Consider the following 24,016-nt stretch of genomic DNA (forward strand, 5'->3'; position numbering starts at 1 on the left):
GTGGGGAGATTAAAATGAAACCGATAATTATTACAGATTCTAATTGTGATCTCAATGGAGATTATTTAACCGACAATAAAATTGCAGTTATCCCTATTAGATTTTATTTAAAAGGCGATAAGATGCCTTTGATTCCATCATATAATTACTTAATTGAAAAAGACCCAAATGACTTAACAGAGTATATGACTTATAGTGAATTTTATGATGAGATTCGAGGTGATGGAATTGCGACTACTTCCCAGATTTCACCCTATGATTTTAAAAGATACTTTAATATCTATGCTTCAAAGGGATACCCAATAATTTATATTGGATTTTCATCAGGTTTGAGCAATACATTAGATAATGCAATTCTTGCTCGTCAAGAAATTATGGATGAAGATAAAGAAGCTGATATAACAATAATTGACACTAAAAGTGCTACTTCGGGGCAAGGACTACTGGTATATTATGCTGCGGAAATGCTAAAGGGCGGAAGCACAAAGAATGAAGTTATTAATTGGATCGAAGAGAACTCACTAAAAGTGAATGTATGGTTTACTGTTGATGACCTAGAACAGTTAAAGAGGGGTGGCAGGATTTCACAAACTACTGCTAACTTAGGCACTTTATTGAATGTTAAGCCTGTTTTAAGGATTGATAAATTCGGGAAATTAGTCCCAACCCAAAGGGTAAGAGGACGAAAAAGAGCTTTAATAGAATTGTTTGAGCAGCTTAAAGCAAATATAGTAAATTCAAAAGAGCAAATTATCTTTATAAATCATGGAGATTGCATAGAAGATGCGGAATATTTGAAAAGCTTGATTACTGATAAAATTGAAGTGAAGGATGTAATTATAAATTATACAGGACCGGTAATCGGAACACATACTGGAGCAGGAATATTAAGTGTCGCATTTCTAGGGACTGCAGAGTAGTTGAAAGGAAGGGATTAAAGTGTTTGATTTTGTTGCATATCCAATTGGATACATGTTAAATCTGGTATATAACAGTCTTGCATTTCAAAATTATGGAGCAGCAATAATTATAGTGACCTTAATAATAAAGCTAATTCTGATGCCTCTAGTAATAGGGCAGCAAAATTCTAGTTCTAAACTCAACAATATACAACCTGAATTGAAGAAAATACAAGAGAAATATAAAGACAATGCTGAAAAGTTAAGCCAAGAAACTATGAAGTTATATAAATCACAAGGGGTAAATCCATTTACTTCAATAATGTCTGTTTTTATACAGATGCCAATTTTGTTTTCAATGTACCATGTTGTTTCAAATCCGATGAAATATATGATGTTAGATAAAAATGAGTTATTAAATATGAACTTTTTTGGAATTAATCTGGCAGCAACGCCTACCTGGAGTTATGACAAGTTATTTGGAGCTAATATTAGCAATGAAAATTTAATCTTACTTATAGTTCCAATAGCTGCAGTAATTACAAGTTATATTGCAACCAAATATTCAACGAAACAGACATCTGGAAATAATACAGATCAGATGCAAAGCTCTATGATGAGCACCATGGCTTTAATATCACCAATTATGACAGGAATCATCACTTTTACTGTACCAGCAGGGCTGGGTCTTTATTGGATTGTTAGCAATGCGTTCCAAATAGTTCAGCAATTTTTAATAAATAAATTCATTAATAAGAAAAATTCAAGTTTGGATTCAAAGTTGAAAAAGAGAATTGCAGGTATAATATCTGGCTTATAGTTGAATGGTAGATATTTAGTTTGAAGCTTATATATAAAACAATGGGGAGCATGAATTTATGAATAATTTTTTAAATTTAATATTATTTTTTACTATATATTCTTTTATAGGGTGGACAATGGAAACAATATATGCAAGCAAGATCAATAAAGAGTTCGTTAACAGAGGGTTTTTAAACGGACCATTTTGTCCAATTTACGGATTTGGTGCCATCTTAGTTATACAAGGATCGAAATTAATAAGTACAGCAAATCTAAATTACTTTGCAGAATCTATAATCATAATATTGTTTTCGATAATTATAACTACCATAGTTGAATTTATTACAGGCTATATTTTAGAAAAAATTTTCAACTTAAAATGGTGGGACTATAGCGGTGATGCTATGAATATTAAAGGATATGTCTGCTTGAAGTTTTCACTTCTATGGGGAATCTTAGCATTTCTTTTGATGCAGATTGTTCATCCTATAGTAGATAATTTAGTTTTTTTAATGCCTGAAAAGATTAAGGTATATATACCAATTATTTTATTATATTTTTTAGTTGATACTATGAAATCAGTATCTGATATTTTGGATTTAAGAAAAACGATTATTAATCACTCAAGTTTATCAATTCATAAATATTATATAAAAATATTAAAATATGAGAGGTATTTTCTAGCGTTCCCTCGCCTACTTATGTTAAACGCAGGGATAATAAATCGGGATGTAAGGAAGATATTGAATGACAGGATTGACAAAATCAAAATTGAAATTAAAACAAGATTTCAGAGTTTATGATGAATATAAAAAATGCATTTGCGATTTAATCCGAGATGAAGCTGTTCTATCTATGAATAAACATATACAGCATAGTGATATAAGCTGTTTTGAACACAGCGTTAATGTGTCACATATAAGTTATTTGATATGTAGATATTTAGGATTTGATTATAAATCAGCAGCTAGAGGGGGCTTGCTTCATGATTTTTTCTTATATGATTGGCATAATACAAAACCGGAAAATGGACTACATGGATTAGTTCATCCACGGATTGCTTTAAATAATGCTAAGGAGAGATTTACTTTAAATGAAATAGAAATGGATATCATAGAAAAACATATGTGGCCTTTAACTATAAAATTACCTAAATATAAGGAATCCTATATCGTATTATTAGTAGATAAATATTGCTCCATAATGGAAATAATTAAATTCCATAACAGAAGAAACATTATTAAGGTATATGATATTTCTTATTCAAGACAATTAGGCAAGAAAAGGGAATAAAAGGAGACTTACAAGATAAAGATGAAAAAAGTAAAATTTATATATAATCCTAGTGCTGGAAGAGGTGTAGTGCAAAAAAGGTTGGATGACATAATAAAGATTTATCAGAAGAGTGGATATATAATTAACCCTTCAAGGATAGATGAAACAGCAAACCTTAAAAGAACATTTGAGGATATTAGTGATGATTATTCCCACATACTAATTGCCGGTGGAGATGGAACTGTCAACGTAATGGTAAATCAGATGATGAAGCTTAAAATTGACTTGCCAATAGGTATCCTTCCAACTGGAACAGTTAACGATTACAGCAATTATATTGGAATGCCTAAAGATATTGTGGATTCATGCAAACAGATACTTTCAAATGACCCTGTTAGGATGGATTTAGGAAAAATCAATGACAGATACTTCGTAAATGTAGCAAGCAGTGGATTTTTTACAAATGTATCACAAGATGCAAATGACAACATCAAAAATTCTATGGGCAAAATTGCTTATTATCTTAAAGGAATTGAACAGATACCAAAATTAAAACCGATACCTATAAAGATTATTTCTAATGATATGGATTATCAGGGAGATATCTATACAATACTAGTTTTTAATGGAAGAACTGCCGGAAATTTTAAATTAGCATATAGTGCAAAAGGAAATGACGGTAAATTAGATGCTATTATTTTGAAGGGAGAATTAGGAGTTGATTCAGCTGCATTGCTGATTAAATTTATGAAAGGTGAGCACTTGGAAGAACCTGTGGGGCTACTGCATTTTCAGACTGATGAACTTTATGTAGATTCCCCGCTAAAGACCCTTACAAGTGATACCGATGGAGAAAAGGGACCGGATTTTCCCTTAAGGATTACTTGCTTGCATGAAGCGATAACCGTTTTGGGGGTAAATGAAGATAATCTATAGAATAGAATATACAGTTCAAAATCCTAAATATTACAATAAATTTTGAATTATATAATACCAACTACAATATTTTGGACAACAAGAAGTTTTCTAGAAAGATTAGTATTATATTGAATTATAAATAATAATACATTTTTAACAGCACAAGGGTTAATTTCCAGGAATAACCTGATTATAAATGAGCAGATATGCCTTAAACAGTTGAGTTAATATTCTCGCTTGGTACTTTAAGGTATATTTCATCTGTAATTCTACGAGGTGATAAGATGTTTCGAAAAATGATGAGATTTATAGTGGGGGTTGCTGGAATTATACTAGGATTTAGTATGATAAACATTTCAGGAGCCTTAAACTTGATAAAAATATCTAATATTAGCTGGGTAGAGTTATCTATCAAAATAGGCTTTCCTTTTTTAATTGGAATTATATTTTATTTGTTTTCTTATAAGATAATAGGATTGTGGAAAAGACTAATTCAAATAATAGAAAATGAATTACAAAAAGTCCCTTTTCATGAAACTGTTTTAGGCACCATGGGATTAATAATAGGTCTTTTAATTGCAAATCTATTTAGTAAGCCTTTGGATATCGTAGAACTTCCATATTTAGGATTTATAATTCGGGTAATTTTGAATGGACTATTAGGCTATTTTGGGATATTGATTTTCACTAGGAAAAAGGAAGAGATTTTTACTGCAGTGAGCAATGTAACTTTAAATATAAAATCCAATAAAGATAAATTTCAAGTATTTAGTAACAATTCCTGCCCTAAGATATTAGACACTAGTGTTATTATCGATGGAAGAATAGCTGATATTTGTAAAGCAGGATTTCTAGAAGGACCTTTTATAATCTCAAAATTTGTTTTAGTGGAGCTACAAAACATAGCAGACTCTTCAGATGATTTAAGAAGAGATAAAGGTAGAAGAGGATTGGATATACTCAATAAAATTCAAAAAGAATTAGGAGTAGAAATAATAATTAACGAGGAAAAGTTTGAAGATATAGGAGAAGTAGATTCAAAATTATTAAGGTTAACTCAATTACTAAATGGAAAGATAGTTACAAATGATTATAACCTGAGTAAAGTTGCAGAAGTTCAGGGAATAGAGGTTCTAAATATAAATGAGTTATCTAATGCTATAAAACCAGTTGTATTACCAGGAGAAGGAATTACTGCATTCGTAATGAAAGATGGAAAGGAACGTGATCAAGGATTAGCATATTTGGATGATGGAACTATGATAGTAGTAGAATTAGGCAGAAAATATATTGGTGAAACAATAGATGTGGTAGTAACATCAGCTTTACAAACCACAGCGGGGAAAATTATATTTGCTAAGCCGAAAATGATAATTGAGAAAGCTGTGTAAGACTTGTAAATCTCATATCAATTTATATAAGAGTCAATGTAAAAATAATAGCTAAGACATAGGCTATCCGAAACAGCTATAACAATAAAGCATGATTTTAAAAATCATATATCACCTTTATATGTCTTGATAAATATGATTGAGAAGAATTATTGAATCATTTATTAAGGAAGATAGAAGCGTTTGATGATAGAGAAAAAATAGATATATAAAAATTATAATAAATATATAAAGGTGATGACTAATTTTAAGGTAGAAAATTTCTTTAATGGAATCGTTATCCGGAAGGTATTATTTACACCACCAATAGTGATAAAAACAATCATAATTTGAGGTGGATGGGGATCTGTCTGTAACTGGTATTTAAGTGGCAGGTTATAACTATCAGTTGCAAATTTATTACCTATTTGAAGGTTCATTTTAATACTGGATAAAAATTGAACTGAGTACCCCGATCATAACAGTGATAGAAGTAAGCCGTTATTATGGTTTGTTCGAACTTTAAGTAAGTTGGTGATCATAAATGAAAAGCGAAATCATATTAGAGATGTTGAAATAGTAGTTTTATATAGAGGTACATATATCTTAATTGTATTGAATAAATTACGATTACAAGCTATCTCACAATTTAATATTTATCAAATACCCCCAAAAACCGCAATTTGCAATAAGCAAGTTGCGGTTTTTTTATTGACAAAATACCTGTTTTTACGACCGATAATCCTAAAAACATTTTACATACTTCTACATTTTTTTAAGATGGACAAGCTTTATCTTCTTCAACTTCTAAAATACTCATTTGGCTGCCGTTCTCCCCCTCTGTTTCTGATTTTTTCAAATTCAAAAATCAGAAAACGGAGGAAATAAGATGGGTTTTAATTATAGTAAAGAAAAATTTATTTTTGATAGAGAATGGGAGAAACTACGTGAACAATATATCACGGAAGGCATAAGTGAAGAGGCAATACAGGAGTTATATGATTTTGACTGGAGCTGGTTTCGTGCAAGAAGAAATTACGAAAATCGTGTACAAGCCCTGCCGGAAGAAGAAATAGATGATCAGAAGGCTGAAACACGTTCTGTTTTGTTTCGGAAGTTTACATCCTTATCTGCAAGTTTTGATGAAACGGAACTATCAGGCAGATACGCATGGATAGATACTATATCTGATGATGTACTTTCTAAAAAGTTAAAAAGGTTAAGTGATGATGAATTAGAGCTTTTAACTTTATTGGCTATAGAAGGATATACACAGCGTGAAATTGCAAGGAAAATGCATTGTTCACAAAATGCAGTATCCAAGAGATTAATTAAAATTAGAAGGATTTTAAAAGAAAAATAACATTTTTTTAAAAAATGGTTGTCAAAAAGGTCTTCTCACTGCCTACACAGTGAGGGGATCTTTTTTCTTCTCTAATTTTGGACTTTGAAAAATTAATATCCGATTTCATAAATACCTTAGCTGATAAGCCAGAAATGGAAAAGCGACAATGGAAGATGCGCCAAGACCACCTGTATAAGCAGATATTTTTCTCTTATATAAAAGTCGGCCTTCTAAGGTGCAGAGCGGTACCCATCTGCTCCATAAAACAATCCATGGTAGATTGTTCGCCATAACCTTATCAGCCTATAATGATACTTCTGCCCAGCCACAGACATCGCAATGGGGGCAGCCAGCGGAGATCCCGGTGGAGGTGAAATTCCTATGATGCAATATAACCAATTGCAGTTTATGAAATCGCCCTATAAGCCTTTTATTGGGCTTTGTGTGTTGGGGATAGTAGTGTCTAAGTACAACACAACTTAATAAATTTTATAATTTTTAATGTTAGAAGCAATGGGGATTACTTTTTTATAGCAAAAACTTAAATATTTTATTTTACAAATATGATGGTCCCTATTTTTGTGATATTAAGAAGAAAAAAGAGATATAAAGAATAAAATAAAAATTACATAGAATGGAGGAATTAATATGACAAAGGAGCAATCATCTATGGAAGTAGAATATAAAATGTCTTTGAAGCTATTAAATATACTGCTTAACAGAGGAGTTATAACGGAGGAAGAATACATAAAAATTGATGAATTGAACCGTCAGACCTTTTCTCCGGAACTTTCTGAAGTATATGTCTAATAACAATAGCTATATATGATTTTCTGTGGTAGTGTATCTTGCTAAGAAGCAGTAATATGAGAGAAAGGAGGTTGACCATGGCAAAGAAAGTTAGAAAAATAGAGCCTATACACCAGAAAGTCATGCTGGAATTACAGCCTAAAAAAAGAGTATGTGCTTATGCAAGAGTCAGTACCGATTCAATAGAGCAGCAGGATTCCTTTTACTATCAGGTAGAGTATTATAAGAAATTTATAGGTAAAAGAGATGACTGGGAATATGCAGGAATCTACTCTGATGAAGCCAAAAGCGGGACTCAGGTTAAAAAGAGAGATGATTTTTTACGTATGCTCAAGGACTGTGAAGAAGGCAAAATTGATATAATTATAACTAAATCAGTCACTAGATTCGCCAGAAATACAGTAGACAGCATAAAGGCAATAAGAAAATTAAAGTTGCTGGGAATAGGAGTATACTTTGAAAAGGAAAACATCAATACCTTATCAGAAAAAAGCGAGCAGATGCTTACCATATTAAGCTCCATTGCACAAACTGAATCAGAAAATATTTCTGCTAATACAAAGTGGGGATTTAGAAAGCAGTTTGAAGATGGAAACTTTAAGATAAGCACTCCTGCCTATGGATATATGAATGATGAAAATGGGCAGCTGATTATTAAAGAAGATGAAGCTAAAATTATCAGAAGAATTTTCAATGAATATTTAAGTGGTAAAGGCTGTTATATAATTGCTAAGAGATTAAATAAAGATAATATACCAACTATAAGATATGCAGAGGAGTGGCAGGAGAGTGTAGTTAAAGTAATATTACAGAATTCTGTTTACGAAGGAGATTTATTATTACAAAAGACATATAGAACTGAGGCGATTCCTTTTAAACAAAAGACTAATAAAGGGGAATTACCTCAGTATTTTATTATGAATAATCATGAGCCCATCATTACTAGGATAGAGGGACAGACTGTACGTGAGATATTTGAGTACAGAGGAGGTCAGATTGAAGCTGATGATAAAAGCAAATATCAGAATAGATATGACTTCAGCAGTAAAATTATCTGCAGTGAATGCGGAGGTACCTTCCGAAGACAAAAGATTTATATAGGAAAAGCAAATGAAAGAGTCCAGTGGTGCTGTATTCAACATATAAGAGATATAGAAAAATGCAGCATGAAAGCCATAAGGGATGAGGTTGTAAAAGAAGCCTTCCTCACTATGTGGAATAAACTAGTTACAAATTGCACAGATATTCTGTATCTGCTGCTTGAATCTTTAAAGAACTTAAGAACTAATGAAGAGCAGGAGAAGGAAATAAAAGAACTGAACAATAAAATAATGGAACTAACAGAGCAGAGTCAAATCCTAAGTAGAGTAGTATCGAAAGGGTATATTGACTCTGCTGTTTTTATAGAAAGGCAAAATGCACTGACTATAGAAATTAAAGAAATTAAGAAGAAAAGAAACCAGATGCTGGATAATAACGGTTTTGAGAAGGAGATAGAAGGAACGCTGCGATTACTTGATATTATTGGATGCAATCAGGAGATTATGGAATACTACGATGAAAATTTATTTGTCCAAGCAGTTGACAAAGTCATCATTGGAAAAGGTTTTGAGATTACTTTCAGGCTTATTAATACATTAGAGCTGACAGAGTATGGAGGAAAGTGAGGTGAGCATGAATGCGAAGACATATACCAATAGGCTACAGGATGATAGATGGAAAAATAGTCTTGGATAATAAAAAAGCAGAAATGGTAAAGAAAATTTTTAAAAATTATTTAAATGAATCATCTACTCATAAAATAGCACAGAAGCTTACAGCTGAAGGGTTTCTCAATGCAAACAACAAACCTAGTTGGAATCACGGATCCGTAGGGAGAATATTAGAGAACACTAAATACTTGGGGGATACTATACACCCTCAGATTATAGACGAGAAGATCTTTGAATTAGTACAGAAACGAAGAAACACTGTGGCAACAAAGCTTGGCAGAGATCCACAACTAAACAGCATGAGAAATCAGAGAATATTCAGCAATAAATTGAAATGCGGAGAATGTGGTGAAGTTTACCGAGAATACATTGAGAATGTCGGCAAGGCATCAGAGATAAGAAATTGGAAATGTAAGAAGTATATTCATCGGAATAAAGTATGCTGCAGAAATCTATTTTTAACAAGTGAAGAAATAGAAAACATATTTATATCAGCAACTAATAAACTCCTATCAAGAATGTGGATGTTAGATAAAGAAAAGAAAAAAGAACCTCCAAAGATAAATATGGAAATTAGAAATATTGAAGAAAGAGTCAAAGAACTGGAGGAAGAAGAGCAGTATTCCTCAAAGGAACTGGCAAGATTAGTTTTTAAAAGAGCACAAGCCTATTACAATAATTCTAAAGCAGATGACTATGATTGTAATACACAAAAAATCAAAGAGGAACTTATGGATAAAAAATGCCTCGAAGAATTTGAAGAGGAACTATTTATAAAGATAGCAAATCAGATCCTAATTTATAGAGATGGAAGAATCATAGTTGAATTTATAAATGGAATTACTATGGAGGAGGATTATGAAAATATAAGAAAGGATGAATAAGGATGGCAGTAGCAGCAAAGAAAAACGTAGCAGTAATTCCTGCAAATACAATTTACAACAGAGGAATCAGGTCAGAATTAAAACACTTACGGGTAGCAGCTTATTGCAGAGTTAGTACAAAGCTAGAACAGCAGGAAGGCAGTTATGAGGCTCAGATATCCTATTACACAGAAAAGATAAAAAGCAACCCTAGCTGGAAACTAGCAGGAATCTATGCAGATGATGGTATATCAGCAACTAATACGAAAAAAAGAGACGATTTCAATGCGATGATAGAAGACTGCATGGCAGGAAAAATAGATATGATAATCACCAAGTCCGTCAGCAGATTTGCAAGGAATACAGTGGATTCTCTGCAAACAATAAGAAAGCTAAAAGAAAAGAACATAGCAATATTATTTGAAAAAGAAGGCGTAAACACCCTAGAAGGTTCAGGAGAACTGCTAATAACTATTCTAAGCAGTCAGGCACAAGAAGAAAGCAGGAATATAAGTGAAAATACCAGATGGGGAATAACAAGAAGATTTGAAAATGGAATTATAGCAGTAAACCATAAGAAATTCATGGGATATACTAAGGATAAGAAGAGCGGCGAATTAGTCATAGTACCTGAACAAGCAGAGATAGTAAGAATAATTTTCAGAATGTATTTAGAGGGAAGCAGTATTCTAGAGATTACTAGAGCCTTAGAGGAAGATAAAATCAAGACGGTTACAGGAAAAGACACATGGCATCCTGGAGTAATAGAAAAGATGTTATCTAATGAAAAGTATATGGGAGATGCTCTGCTGCAGAAAACCTATACGGTAGATTTTCTAACCAAGAAAAGAGTGAAAAATGATGGAATCGTACCTCAATATTATATCGAAGATAACCATGAGGCCATTATACCAAAGGAAATATTTTATAAAGTACAGGAAGAAAAAACCAGACGTGCAAACCTAAATAAGGCAGCAGTCACAAGGAAATCAAATAAGCTAAAGAAAGAAAAGAGTAAGTATAGTTCAAAATACGCACTGACAGAAATCTTAATATGTGCTGAATGCGGACATCCCTATAGAAGACAAGTCTGGTCAAAATATGGGCAGAAAAGTGCAGTGTGGAGATGTGAAAACAGACTTAAAAATGGTGCAAAGGCAACTTGTAAGAACTCACCTACTCTTAAAGAAGAACCACTTCATAATTCAATTATGACAGCCATTAATAATATAGTGGAAAACAAAGGAGACTTTATAGGGGCATTCAGAGAGAATGTCATCAGGGTAATCGGAGATTATTCTACAAAGAATATTCCTACTGAATATGACGAAAAAATAGAATCTTTGCAAAGAGAAATGCTGTCCTTAATCGAAGAAAACGCAAAACAAGGGGCTTTAGCAGAAGACTTTGATGATGAATACAAGAGGATATCCGAAGAGATAAATGAGCTGAAAAAGGCAAAAATAAGGCTTGTACAGGAAAAGAAACAAGCAGAGAGCTTTGGAGAACAACTAAATGAAATGGAAAGCACATTAAAGACTGTAAAGCCTTATATAAAAGAGTTTGACGAAGACTTGGCAAGAAGGTTGATTAAGACAATCAAGGTAAATAAAGGAGAAAGGCTGGAGATACAATTTGAATCAGGGATAGTGATGGAACATATGGTAGACTATTATGACTAGAAATATAGGAGCAGTAACAAGGAAGTAATGAAAGTTACTGCTCTGATGGTAAGTGAATATGTTAAGATTAAAGTCCTCGAAGGATACTGAGGATTTTAATGTTGGCATATAAGTATAATTTCCTGTATATTGCAGCGAAAAAGCAGCAAAATTAAAATATTGTTGCGTTATCGCTGCAAATGTGGTATACTCCTATCATGGAGGTGTTATAATGAATTCAGTAGGTGCGTATCTTAGAGGACAACGAGTTAAGCTTTCTTTAAGTTTAAACGATGTATATGAGCAAACAGGGATAACAAGCACCCGTTTAAGCAGGATAGAACTAGACCAAATAAATGAACCTTCTCCAGAGGTATTAAAGAAGCTGGCAGAATTATATCAAATTGATCTGATTTATTTATATAAGAGGGCAGGATATTTGGATGATACAGACGTTTTACCGCAATTGAAGCCTTTTGAAAACTATGAGGTATTAAACGATGAAGAACGTAATTTTGTTCAGCAAGCTATTGATATTTTAGCTAAAAATCATTTGTCAGCAAATAGGGAGGTCATATTATGAAATATAGATTAGGGGAGTTGTTCTGCGGACCGGGAGGCATAGCGTATGGCGCGATGGAGGCTCGAAGTTCAGACGGTAAATATTCAATTATCCATGAATGGGCAAATGATTATGATAAAGATACCTGCGCTACATATAGGTATAATATCTGCAATGATAATCCGGAAACTGTATACCATGAAGATATTAGAAAATTAGACATGCACAAATTATCTCCTATAGATGCATTGGCGTTTGGATTTCCATGCAATGATTTTAGCATTGTAGGTGAACAGAAAGGTATGGATGGAGTATATGGTCCGCTTTATTCATATGGAGTTGAAGCACTTAAAATTTTCAAGCCGGACTGGTTTCTGGCAGAAAATGTAGGCGGATTACGAAATGCTAATGATGGTAATGCGTTTACTAAAATTTTATCGGAACTTAGGGAAGCGGGTTATGTTGTTACCCCTCATTTATATAAATTTGAGGAATATGGAATTCCTCAAGCGCGACATCGTATAATAATTATTGGAATAAGAAATGATTTAAGTGAAAATACAATTTTTAGGGTACCTTCACCTGAACCATATAAAGGAATTGATAATACATGCAGAACGGCAATTGAAAAGCCGCCAATTCCTAAAGATGCATTTAACAATGAATTGACAAGGCAATCTGAGACTGTTATAGAAAGACTGAAACATATTAAACCTGGTCAGAATGCGTTCACAGCAGATATACCTTCCGAGCTGCAGCTTAATGTACGGGGAGCTAAAATGAGTCAAATTTATAAAAGACTTGAACCTGACAAACCTTCATATACTGTTACTGGAAGCGGAGGCGGGGGAACTCATATTTATCATTGGGAAGAAAATAGAGCCTTAACTAATCGAGAAAGGGCTCGGCTCCAGACTTTCCCTGATACTTTTAAGTTTATGGGTTCTAAAGAAAGTGTGCGTAAGCAGATTGGGATGGCCGTTCCTCGTGAGGGCGCAAGGATAATATTTGAAGCCATTTTAAATAGCTTTGCTGGTATTGATTATGAGAGTGTGCCTGCAAACATCAACGAATAGGACGGTGAATGGCTATGTTTAATTCGGAAATTGTAGATAAAGTATTAATTGACCCTATAACTAGGGGAGCACAGAAATTACTGGTGCTTTCCGGATATGCAACACCGACAATGGCCTCATGGCATATTATGAAAATAAAGGAGCTTAAAATAAATCCTGTTGATATAAAGCTAATCGTTGGTATGACTAATTATGACGGATTGACAATAAATGCACATGAAGGGTTTAAGCAGCTTGTAGATTCTCATAACGGATCAAATTTTTCAAAATTTCAATGCCAGTATATATGCGAAGGAGCCCCTGTGCATAGCAAACTTTATATTTGGCTGAAGGGCGATATTCCTATTGAGGCATATACAGGATCGTCTAATTATACACAGGCTGGCTTCAGCACCGGGAGAAGGGAATATATGGTTCCCTGCAATCCTGAAAATGCTTTTAACTATTATAATCAAATTGAAGGTGATTCTATTTATTGCAATCATTCCGAAGTTGAGGATAATATAATATTTACACCTTCACATCCAGTATTAGATTCGGAGGGTGGCTACACTCAAGCTCTTGTAGGTAGGGGAATTCAACCTGTAAAATTATCTCTTTTAGCGAGAAATGGTGAAACTGGGACTAGGTCGGGACTTAACTGGGGACAGCGTGAGGGAAGGGAACCCAATCAAGCCTATATTGGACTTCCTGCTCCGATAGCTCGCTCAGGATTCTTTCCATTGGGGAAACAGCATTTTTCTGTAGTTACGGATGATAATAAACAGCTAATTCTTCGGGTTCAGCAGGAAAATGATAAGGCAATAACTACTCCGATGAACAATTCACTTATTGGAGAATATTTCAGAAACAGAATTGGGGTTGCAAATGGGGCATATGTCTGGCGTTCAGATTTGGAGCGATATGGGAGAACTGATGTTGATTTTTACAAGCTGGATGATGAGCACTATTATATGGACTTTTCAGTTTAATTTTTTAGATTCTAAAAAGTACTCAAATTATATAATAGAATTATAGTATATGAGCTGTAATTTTCATTGATTAAAGACATAATCTATAATGTTGAATCTAAAGCCTAATATTTCAAATACAGGTAGGGAAAGGTATGGACAACCATTCTAAAGAAGTCAGAAGTTATAATATGTCACAGATTAAAAGTAAAAATAGTAAGCCGGAAGAAGCAGTAAGAAAATATTTGTTCAGTAAGGGGTTCCGTTACAGGAAGAATGTAAATACATTGCCGGGAAGCCCCGATATTGTTCTTGCTAAATATAAGACAGTCGTTTTTGTAAACGGCTGTTTTTGGCATATGCATGAAGGATGTCCTAAATTTGTCTGGCCTAAATCTAATAAAGAATATTGGACAAAAAAAATACTTAGAAATAAGGCAAGAGACGAAGAAAATAAAGAGGCTCTTGAAAGGTTAGGATGGAAAGTACTGATAGTTTGGGAATGTGAACTGAAAAAATCGTTAAGTGAAGAAAGGCTAAATTTACTTTGCAGGCAAATTACAGAATAATACAGAGAACATTTAAGATACAGATAAGGATATTGATTTTTAATAGATCTTATAAAGATACATTAATATTGAGGAGGTAGTATATGATAGATTTATCTTCGATAAGCTCAAATGAGAAACTGGCATTAGTATGCCTATATTTTGCTCAGTTAAAAAGTTCAGATGAACGTTATGCAAACAAGAGATGTGTAAATGCTCTTACGAAAGTGGCTAATAAATACGGATTTACCTATTCAAAAGCTAAAAATGACAGAGATGCTTTTGATGCTTTGTATGATAATGGGCGTAAGGGTTGGACAGACAGACCTTTGGAAAAGAGGAGCAAGTTTCTTTATAATATGTATATAAAGTATAAAGATTTTTCTTTGGATGAAATTGAAGAAGCTGCAGAAAAGATTATAGAAGAAGCGGAAGATGCCGGCAAACCGTATTTTAGCATTAAAACTAAGGATGCTGATACAGTTAGTGAGATATTAGCGAGAAACAGCAATATAGAATTTAATGGACTTAATATTTTACAGGATTCTTTAAAGTTGGGACAGCTTGTTTTTATCGTATTAGGAGGGGATAAGCCAAAGTGGGAAACTGGGCTCGCTGGTATGGGAGTGATTTCTCAGGAGCCGTATGATATAGGCTACAGCGGTAAAAATTATAGAGTTAAAGTTGATATGAAATTATTATTGGATAAACCAATTAAGAGAGAAGATTTACTGCCTTACAGAGACACTTATGGGATTATTGGAATTGGACCTATTGTTAAATGGGAACCGAATCAGGCATTATCACAAATACAGGAAAAGAATGCTATTGCGTTAATGAGAGCAATGCTTGAATTGAGTCCTAATATTGAATCAGATTTAGATGCATTAATAGATAAAGGAACCCTTATACGTGTAAAAGGTGCTGCTACCAAATTAATTGAAGTTGAAACTATGTATGGAGAAGATATCAAAGATTCCATTGCAACAACGTTAAATATGATACTTAGAGAAGATGAAGATAATGGAGAAATAAATCCGGAGGGAGGAAATGGGAATGTCCCAGCAGATGAGGATTCAGAAAAAAATGAAGAATATAAGGAAATAGTTTACAATACGGGATACACTTCTGTACCTGAATTTGAACGAAATCGTATTATTTTCGGTGCACCGGGAACTGGCAAAAGTTATAAGCTGAGAGAAGACTGTGATGAATTAATGAAAGATGCAGGCGGAACCTACGAGAGAGTTACGTTCCACCCGGATTATTCGTATGCGCACTTTGTCGGAACTTATAAACCGATTTCAGATAAGAAGGGTAATATTTTATATAAATTTGTTCCAGGTCCATTTATGAGGGTTTATGTTGATGCTTTAAAAAGCGGAAAAACTGAGAGCCCAAAACCCCATTTGCTGTTGATTGAAGAAATAAACAGAGCCAGAGTAGCTGCCGTATTCGGGGATGTTTTTCAGCTGCTGGATCGAGATGAAGATTATGTAAGTGAATATAATATTCAGGCCAGCGAAGATTTAAAGAACTACCTCGCTTTAAAATTGGGAGGGAATCCAGAGAACTACGACAGGATTAAGATCCCTGATAATATGTTTATTTGGGCAACTATGAACAGCGCTGATCAAGGAGTATTTCCTATGGATACTGCTTTCAGAAGACGTTGGGATTTTGAATACATTGGAATTAATCAAAATGATGCTGAGATAAATGGCAAGATTATTATTGGTTCAGATACTCATGCCCTCGAAGTTGATTGGAATAAGCTGAGAAAAGCTATTAATGAAAAACTTTCAGTGGATTATAAGATAAATGAAGATAAGCTGATGGGACCATTTTTCCTTTCAAAGCAAATAATTAAAACTGATGAAAAAGGATATATTGCAAATTCTGATAAATTTATTGGTGCATTTAAAAGTAAGGTTATTATGTATCTATATGAGGATGCAGCAAAACAACATAAGCATAATTTATTTGAAGGCTGTGACAGCAGTAAGTATTCATCTGTATGCAATGCCTTCGATAAATTAGGTATTGATATCTTTGGAAGCAGATTCCGTGACATCTATAATAAGCAAGGAGTGTAGAGGGCATGGAGATTATATCTGAGTTTGTCAGAGAGCAGAAGAGATATGCTAAAAATGATTTAAGTGAAATCTTCAGATTATCATCTGGAGAAACTGAAACTTTTATTAAAAACCTCAAAGCATTTGGGGTATTGAAGTCTGTAAAAGGCAGCACTAGACAGAGAGAATTATCTGATTTGGTGGATGAAGACATTGAAATTGTAGATGTCATATCTGGTAATGATGATTATTTTTATGTTTTCACTTATGTTGGTGTTATTACAATTGGTTCTAGAATAATTAAGTGTTATCCCAAGTATCTGCTGTCTGAGGATAAACCACTAAGTGAGATGAAACAAATTTTAAAAGTTATCAGCAAATATGGATCTAAAGAACAAATTATAAATCTATTTAATGGTGACGGAGATTTAAGCAGTTTTAATATTTTGGCTGTCATATTATTTTTATTGAATGATTACCATGAATATGGAATCTATAATAATACTGAAGATATTATTGAAGTCAATGGTGAGGGTGAAATTTTATGGGACAAAACAATAAGTGATGGGTTTGCCATTATCAGTAATAATCGTCCCTATTATATAGAACTCTATACTAAGAAAACAGTTGATGATGAACATGACTTCTTTAAGCAGCTGCATGAATGCATATTAACAGAGTGCTCAGATCAATTAAAAGATTCAGGACTGCTTGAATTGTTTGATATGACAGAAGTTAGCCTTACAGATGATTTGTTGGATTCATTGGGTGATACGAACTATATATTATATAGATTGGAGTCTGAACTGAATGTGCAGTTTAATACAAGAAAACAGATACTCCTTAAGACTATTTATGCATATGTGGCTCATAAACGTACTTTGCAGGACAGTTATGGAATAAGCATGTATGGGACAAACAGCTTTAATCTTGTATGGGAGGATGTTTGCAGTGAAGTATTTGATAATAAACTTCATTCTGCTATTGAACAGCTTGAATTACCAGTTCCCGTATGTGAAGAGTATAAATCCAATAATAAGTTGATAGATATAATTGAAAGACCGATATGGACAGGAATTGATACTGATGGAGGAATGTTTAATAAAACTTCAAGTGAAACATTGATACCTGATCTTGTAACAATTTCTTATCAAGATGAAAAGATGCAGTTTCTTATATTTGATGCAAAGTATTACAATATAAATCTGGAAAAGGGTCAGGAGCTTAGAGGGAATCCAGGTGTCGGAGACGTTACGAAGCAGTATCTTTATCAGCTGGCATATAAAAGGTTTATATCTGATCATCAAATAGAGGTAGTTAAAAACTGTTTTCTGATGCCGACAGAGGATAATAAAATTGTTAAAAAAGGCAGAGTTAAGATGGATATGCTCAGTAATTTAGGGCTTCAGGATATTCAGATTCGTTTATTGCCTGCAGAAATGATGTATAATTATTACCTCAGCAATGAAATAATGGATGTTTCGATTTTAGAATTAGACTAATTTTACAAAGTGACATTAAGATTTATATAGTTAATGGGTATATAACAAAGTATAGATAATAATTTGTTTTTTAAAACAAGAAATATAAAAACTCAATATTAGAATTAGACATAAAAGTTAAAATAAATAATCATAAAACAATTCTGCAATTAAGGATTTTTATAGGTAATGATTTTTGTTTCTGTTCTTTCAAAATGTTATACAGTCGTCTTTTGAAGCGGCTGTTTTTAACATAGTAATAGTTCAGTTGTAGTAAATAATAAAATACAATTAATAATAAAGGAGGATATTTTCATGCCAAAAGCAGGAGATTATTTTATTGTAGAACTAAAACCGTCTCACATCGATTGGGGGAAGTATAGATATACAGATACACGAGAACCAATCGACGGAGAAGGGTATATTCCGATACCATTAAATTATGCACGGAGGTTCGGGATTTATAACAGCAACCATTCTCATACTGGGCTGGGATATAATTTGTTTAATTGTATATCGGCAGATGGCTATTTTGAGGGAGTATTGAAAGCAGCGGGAAGTAAAGAATCAGGTGATATTTATGCAAAACAATTTGAAGGAAATGGTGATCTAAAAGCTTTAGGAAGATGGTTCAATAGATGTGGTGCTAGAGTTGGAGATGAGGTGAAAGTTCAATGGGTATCACCTATAGACATCATAATAGAACTTTTGTAATGATTATAAATTTATCCTAAGCAGATAGGAGGAAAATACATGGGAAAATATACAGATGAAGAACTAAGGAAGTTTCCTAAGATTACATGTAAGATAGCTTCTGAATATCTTGGGATATCCCCAATGGCAGTAAGTATAGGAATGAGAAACAATCTGCTGCCGATTGGGTTTGCCGTTCATAATGAAGACAGATATTCTGAAAGTTGGAGTTACCATATTATTGCCGAAAGACTGATTGCTTATAAATATGGAAGGATTTCAGAAGTTCAAGTTGAAAATATAGAAAAAAGTCTTAATACAATTATATCTCAATTTGAAGAAATGAAAAAAGACTTGCTTTTTATATTAAGCGGAAACGAGGAACAAGAGATTTAGAACTATTTGAGTATGCGTTTTCGCTAAATAATAAAGATAGTGATTTATGATTTTTTTAGGTTTCATATTGTAACTAAGAAATAGTAAAGAGAGGGTTACTATGGCTGATAAAAGATTCATTAAAATGAACAGAGAAGTTTTATATAATGAAATATGGGAAATTTCAGCGGCGGGTACTGCAAGAAAATATAATATTCCTTATAGTGAACTTCTTAGAATATGTAAAGAGAAACAAATTCCTACTCCGCCTTCCGGATACTGGACAAAACTAAGCTTTGGAAAAGCTGTTGAAAAAACTCAGCTACCGGAACATCCAGAAAAGGAAGTTATACTTCCTACTGATAACCACGGAATAAAAGATTCTAGTGGTTCAATTATATCAGAAAAAACTGATTTAAAAGATGAAGAACATAAAGAGATAGAAACAGAAGATATGGAAGAAAAATCTGTAGTTGAAGCTGAAAATAATAGGGAAAAATCATCAATTGAAATCAACGAAGAAAGTGATGAAATGAGTCTTGAAGATTCTAGTCTAACAGACAATCTTAATGTATATAACAGAGAAAAATTATATGAGGAAGTATGGGAGAAACCTGTAGTTCAAGTTGCTGCTGTATATGGAGTATCCGATGTCATGATACATAAGATTTGTAAATCACTTGATATTCCAGTTCCTCCGAGAGGATACTGGGCAAGAGTACGCGCAGGAGAAAAACTTAAAAAAACCCCTCTTCCTGCAAAGGAAGGATCAAATCAAATTATTGGTTATAAAACCTATAAAGAAGTTAAAGTTATTAAAGAGCAAAGTCTGGATTTTTTACCAGAAGACGAGAGACAGAAAGTTTTGCTTGCAGCCGAACAGATTCAGTTAACAGATGATAAAGAAAAACTACATAAAAAAATTAAGGAATATCATCCGAAAGTAAGAGAATGGAATAAAAATGATAGGAAAGAAGAAAAAGCTCAAAAAGGCTTTAGGAATTATTCGACGCCTCCTCCATTTTTAGCAGGTGTTATTTCAAATGAAACACTTCCTCGTGTACATAGAATACTAGATACACTATACCGCCAAATTGAGTTATTAGGAGGGTCTGTTAATGATGATCTCTCACTTATAATTAGAAATGAAAGAGTAACTCTTAAAGTATTTGAGGGACAAGATGAAGTTAAACATGAACTTACTAGACAGGAAGCTCAAGAATTAGTTGTTTATGAGGATAAAATACGACATGATAGGTGGGCAAGCAAACCTAATATCAGAAAATATGATTACATTTTCAACGGTAAGCTAAAGGTATCTATTCTCAATAACAAGTATTTCAGAGATTCTGAGAAAGTAAAAATAGAATCCCGTCTTGGTGATATGCTGATAGATTTATATGAACAATCTGAAGTAGTCAAGAAAAAACGTGAAGCGGATGAAGAAGCTAAGAGGAAAAGAGAAGAAGAGATAAGGCTTCGTGAAGAGCGAGAAAAATTATATAGTGAAGAAGCCGATAAAACCGCTTCACTAACAAATATCGCACAGGATTATGAAGTTGCTTGTAAAATCAGAGCTTATATAGAAGCATTAGAGTTAAGAGCAGATTTGAGCGATGAAGCAACTGCTGAATGGATTGAGTGGGCAAAGAAAAAAGCAGATTGGTTTGATCCTATAATAGCAAGAGAAGATGAATTGTTTGGAAGACGTGAACATGAGAAAAGCGAAGAGCAGAAGGTTCTGAAAAAACCTAGAGGCTATTGGTGGTAAATATTATATAAATAACTCATGAAAATTTTGATTTAAATTGGCTGTTAATACAAAAAAGGAGGGATAAAATGTCAATTTCTAGATGGTTGAGAATGGATTTGCATATACATAGCTGGATAAGCAATGAAACTAAAGATAATGATTACGGGGGTCCTAAATACAATGCAGATAAACTAATCTCTAAATTAAAACAGAAAAATATAAATATATTTTCAATTACAGATCACAATATAATTAATAAAGAATTATATAAAGAACTTGTAGATAAGAAAGAAGAGTTTATCGAGCAAGATTTAAATTTTATTATAGGTGTTGAACTAGATATTAAAGATTCTAAGATATATGGGGACAAGGTCTTTCATGCTTTGCTATTTTTTGAAACCTATGATTTAGATAAAATCGAAAGAATAATAAATGACTTAATTAATGATAAAGATAAAGAAGAGCAACCTAATATTAGCAAAATTTTTGAAACAATGAATGATAATGGTGAAAGAAACTTCATATTAATTCCACATTTTAACAATAAACACAAAGGCCTTAAAAATAAAGATATGAAAAAAAATGCAATCGACTGTTTAAATACAATGGTATTTGACGCTTATGAAGATTCAAATAATATAAAGAAGATACAAGAGTCTTTAAATGTCTATTCAAGTAATGGTTATGAAGATTTACCTATGCTAATCTTTTCGGATTGCCATAATATTGATCTTTATCCGAAGTATAAAAAAGAATCAGATAAGGAGCCTAGCTTTTTAAGTATATTAGGAAATATAAGATATCCATTTAATTCTTTAAAATTATCTTTTCAGGACTCTAATCTAAGAATTGGATATGAAGATGTAGAAGAACAGACCTGTTATAGAAGGGTATCTCCATTAATAAATAATAAATATTATTTGGATGATATAGAGATAAATGGAGAAATAATGAAATTTAGTGAGTATCAAAATACTATTATAGGCGGATTTGGTTCTGGAAAATCTTTTTTAATGAAATTATTATTAGAAGGAAAAGAAAAATTAGGACAAACACATAGCAAAGAATATGGGGAATTATTAAGTAATATGGAATCATTCAGATTAAGAATGTCGGATGGATCGTATAGAGAATCACTAAATGAAATAAGCAGAGAGTGTGAAATAATATTATTTGAACAAAATGAGGGACTTTTTTATAAAAATATAATAGATGAAGAAGAAAAGATTAAGCTTGAAAAAAAATTAAAAATAAAGTTTCCAGAACTAGAAGCCTTAAGAGAATTAGACTTTAGCGAACTATGTTCCGCTGTTAATAGATATGATGAATTCAAGTCTGAATCAATCACGGATTCTTTTAATTATGAAGCATTAAAAGATAGAAGTTTTTATCGTATAATGAAAAGTAAGGAATTACTAGATGAAAGTATAGATTTAGATATTGATTTATCTAATTTAAAGAATGAAAAGAAGAAACAAATATTTAAAACACCTATATATTCTAAAGAAGAACAAGAACAAATTGAAAAAACTATACAGTTAATAGAAAATAAAAATAGTATATGGGATCAAAAATTAAAAAAATATGACGAAAGTTTACTAGGTATAGATAATATTATAGGTAAATTTAACAATAAACAAAGTGAAGAGAAAGTTTCTATTGCAAGCAATATCAAAATATATGAATCTATAAAAAACCACATATTAGAATCAGGCAAGATTTTAAATAAAATGAAAAGAAAATGTGAAATTATTGAATTAAACATGTCTGAAGAAGAATATATGAAGCATAAAAATAAAAATAGTATTTTTGAATATGGTGATTATCAATTAATAACAAAGTATAAATGTGATAAGGGATATAAAGATTATAAAGATCTAATTTTAAGGGCAGAGTATAGAAATGGATCGTTATTAGGAGGAATTATAGAAACTATAATAGATGGCGGGAAGTTTCATAGAAATAAAGAGTTTAAAAACAATATTGAGGAATATTACGAGGACATCTTTTATGATAATTTTTCAAAGTTTAATTATGATATAAAAAGAAACAATAAATCGATAATGGAGAGATCCGCGGGTGAAAAAGCTAATATGATTCTAGAGTTAATATTTAACATTATTGAAGAAAACATAAATAATGATAATAAAATAATCCTTTTAATAGACCAGCCAGAAGATCATCTTGATAATAAAAATATAGATTCAAATATTGTAAGAAAAATAATTAAGCTAAAAGAGAAAAGTAAATTACCGCAGTTTATTTTTGTGACTCATAATTCTAATGTTGCAATTACTGCAGATTCTGAAAATATTATAATAGCACAAAAACATAATAATAAGTGTAGTTATAAAGGTTCTGGAATTGAAGATGAAGAGTTTATTGAAGATGTATGTAAAATATTGGAGGGAGGACCTGATGCATTGAAGCGAAGAGGAATGAAATTTTCAGTTTCATATATAAAAGAATATTTGAAAAAGGAGACCAGTGATGAACAATACAATTAAATTAATGTATAAAAAGCAGAAAGAAGAAATACTTCTCTATGCTTCAAAAGAAGGCGGGGAAAAAATTAGTGAGGATATTATTATAAATACAGAAGAAAAAACAATATCAAATATAAAAGGCTTCTTCGAAAAACTCTTGGAAGAATCTTTTTTAAAAGATGAGTTCTATGAATTATCAATAGACAGAGAAGACGAAATTGAAGAACAAGTACCTGGAATAATTAAGTTGCTGAAAGAATGCATTGCTACATATCAACAAGCATTAGGTAAAGAATAAAGTAAATGCCGAATAATTATACGTTGTATTTAAAAATTTTAGAGAGTATAAGTAAGCTGCTGTAA

Annotated in this window: 22 protein-coding genes; all 22 read left to right on the top strand. The window is 32.3% G+C overall.

Going from position 1 to position 24,016, the window contains the following annotated elements; translation table 11 throughout:
- The first annotated feature begins 14 nt into the window (after positions 1–14).
- Complete coding sequence (locus U8307_RS08880) at positions 15–920, top strand: DegV family protein (RefSeq protein WP_326907083.1); 906 nt, start codon at positions 15–17, stop codon at positions 918–920.
- 19 nt (positions 921–939) lie between these two features.
- Positions 940–1,719: a YidC/Oxa1 family membrane protein insertase gene (locus tag U8307_RS08885; RefSeq protein WP_326907085.1), complete on the top strand. Its 780-nt coding sequence runs from the start codon at positions 940–942 to the stop codon at positions 1,717–1,719.
- 58 nt (positions 1,720–1,777) lie between these two features.
- Entirely contained in the window at positions 1,778–2,503 is a 726-nt protein-coding gene (locus U8307_RS08890; protein WP_326907087.1) for a putative ABC transporter permease, read from the top strand.
- On the top strand, positions 2,448–2,993 hold the full coding sequence (locus U8307_RS08895; protein WP_326907089.1) for an HD domain-containing protein: 546 nt from the start codon (positions 2,448–2,450) through the stop codon (positions 2,991–2,993). The genes U8307_RS08890 and U8307_RS08895 overlap by 56 nt, the downstream gene beginning before the upstream one ends.
- 21 nt (positions 2,994–3,014) lie before the next feature.
- A complete protein-coding gene (locus tag U8307_RS08900) occupies positions 3,015–3,911 on the top strand; it encodes a YegS/Rv2252/BmrU family lipid kinase (RefSeq protein ID WP_326907090.1) in 897 nt (298 codons plus the stop codon).
- Positions 3,912–4,177: 266 nt separating this feature from the next.
- A complete protein-coding gene (locus U8307_RS08905) occupies positions 4,178–5,284 on the top strand; it encodes a PIN/TRAM domain-containing protein (protein ID WP_326907091.1) in 1,107 nt (368 codons plus the stop codon).
- Between the two features lie 868 nt (positions 5,285–6,152).
- Complete coding sequence (locus U8307_RS08910) at positions 6,153–6,626, top strand: sigma factor-like helix-turn-helix DNA-binding protein (protein ID WP_326907092.1); 474 nt, start codon at positions 6,153–6,155, stop codon at positions 6,624–6,626.
- A gap of 630 nt (positions 6,627–7,256) precedes the next feature.
- On the top strand, positions 7,257–7,418 hold the full coding sequence (locus U8307_RS08915; RefSeq protein ID WP_326907094.1) for an SHOCT domain-containing protein: 162 nt from the start codon (positions 7,257–7,259) through the stop codon (positions 7,416–7,418).
- A 77-nt stretch (positions 7,419–7,495) separates the two neighbouring features.
- The gene (locus U8307_RS08920) at positions 7,496–9,085 is read left to right on the top strand and encodes a recombinase family protein (RefSeq protein ID WP_326907096.1); all 1,590 of its coding nucleotides are present in this window, start codon (positions 7,496–7,498) and stop codon (positions 9,083–9,085) included.
- An 11-nt stretch (positions 9,086–9,096) separates the two neighbouring features.
- On the top strand, positions 9,097–10,014 hold the full coding sequence (locus U8307_RS08925) for a recombinase family protein (protein ID WP_326907098.1): 918 nt from the start codon (positions 9,097–9,099) through the stop codon (positions 10,012–10,014).
- Between the two features lie 2 nt (positions 10,015–10,016).
- Positions 10,017–11,675: a recombinase family protein gene (locus U8307_RS08930; RefSeq protein ID WP_326907100.1), complete on the top strand. Its 1,659-nt coding sequence runs from the start codon at positions 10,017–10,019 to the stop codon at positions 11,673–11,675.
- A gap of 211 nt (positions 11,676–11,886) precedes the next feature.
- On the top strand, positions 11,887–12,237 hold the full coding sequence (locus U8307_RS08935) for a helix-turn-helix domain-containing protein (RefSeq protein WP_326907102.1): 351 nt from the start codon (positions 11,887–11,889) through the stop codon (positions 12,235–12,237).
- A complete protein-coding gene (locus U8307_RS08940; RefSeq protein ID WP_326907104.1) occupies positions 12,234–13,292 on the top strand; it encodes a DNA cytosine methyltransferase in 1,059 nt (352 codons plus the stop codon). The genes U8307_RS08935 and U8307_RS08940 overlap by 4 nt, the downstream gene beginning before the upstream one ends.
- Before the next feature lie 8 nt (positions 13,293–13,300).
- Positions 13,301–14,263 carry a restriction endonuclease PLD domain-containing protein gene (locus tag U8307_RS08945; protein ID WP_326907106.1) on the top strand — a complete coding sequence of 321 codons (963 nt, stop codon included), beginning with the start codon at positions 13,301–13,303 and terminating at the stop codon, positions 14,261–14,263.
- Between the two features lie 134 nt (positions 14,264–14,397).
- On the top strand, positions 14,398–14,811 hold the full coding sequence (locus U8307_RS08950; RefSeq protein WP_326907108.1) for a very short patch repair endonuclease: 414 nt from the start codon (positions 14,398–14,400) through the stop codon (positions 14,809–14,811).
- An 83-nt stretch (positions 14,812–14,894) separates the two neighbouring features.
- Positions 14,895–16,886, top strand: coding sequence for an McrB family protein (locus tag U8307_RS08955; protein WP_326907111.1), 1,992 nt, complete (start codon positions 14,895–14,897; stop codon positions 16,884–16,886).
- Between the two features lie 5 nt (positions 16,887–16,891).
- The gene (locus tag U8307_RS08960; RefSeq protein WP_326907113.1) at positions 16,892–18,367 is read left to right on the top strand and encodes an LlaJI family restriction endonuclease; all 1,476 of its coding nucleotides are present in this window, start codon (positions 16,892–16,894) and stop codon (positions 18,365–18,367) included.
- 294 nt (positions 18,368–18,661) lie between these two features.
- Complete coding sequence (locus U8307_RS08965) at positions 18,662–19,060, top strand: hypothetical protein (RefSeq protein ID WP_326907115.1); 399 nt, start codon at positions 18,662–18,664, stop codon at positions 19,058–19,060.
- A gap of 39 nt (positions 19,061–19,099) precedes the next feature.
- Complete coding sequence (locus U8307_RS08970) at positions 19,100–19,435, top strand: hypothetical protein (RefSeq protein ID WP_326907117.1); 336 nt, start codon at positions 19,100–19,102, stop codon at positions 19,433–19,435.
- Between the two features lie 100 nt (positions 19,436–19,535).
- Entirely contained in the window at positions 19,536–21,185 is a 1,650-nt protein-coding gene (locus U8307_RS08975; protein WP_326907119.1) for a hypothetical protein, read from the top strand.
- A 68-nt stretch (positions 21,186–21,253) separates the two neighbouring features.
- A complete protein-coding gene (locus U8307_RS08980) occupies positions 21,254–23,674 on the top strand; it encodes a hypothetical protein (RefSeq protein ID WP_326907120.1) in 2,421 nt (806 codons plus the stop codon).
- Positions 23,658–23,951, top strand: a complete 294-nt coding sequence (locus U8307_RS08985; RefSeq protein ID WP_326907122.1) for a hypothetical protein — start codon at positions 23,658–23,660, stop codon at positions 23,949–23,951. The genes U8307_RS08980 and U8307_RS08985 overlap by 17 nt, the downstream gene beginning before the upstream one ends.
- The last annotated feature ends 65 nt before the right edge of the window (positions 23,952–24,016 follow it).

This window comes from Sedimentibacter sp. MB31-C6, from assembly GCF_035934735.1.
GTDB lineage: Bacteria > Bacillota > Clostridia > Tissierellales > Sedimentibacteraceae > Sedimentibacter.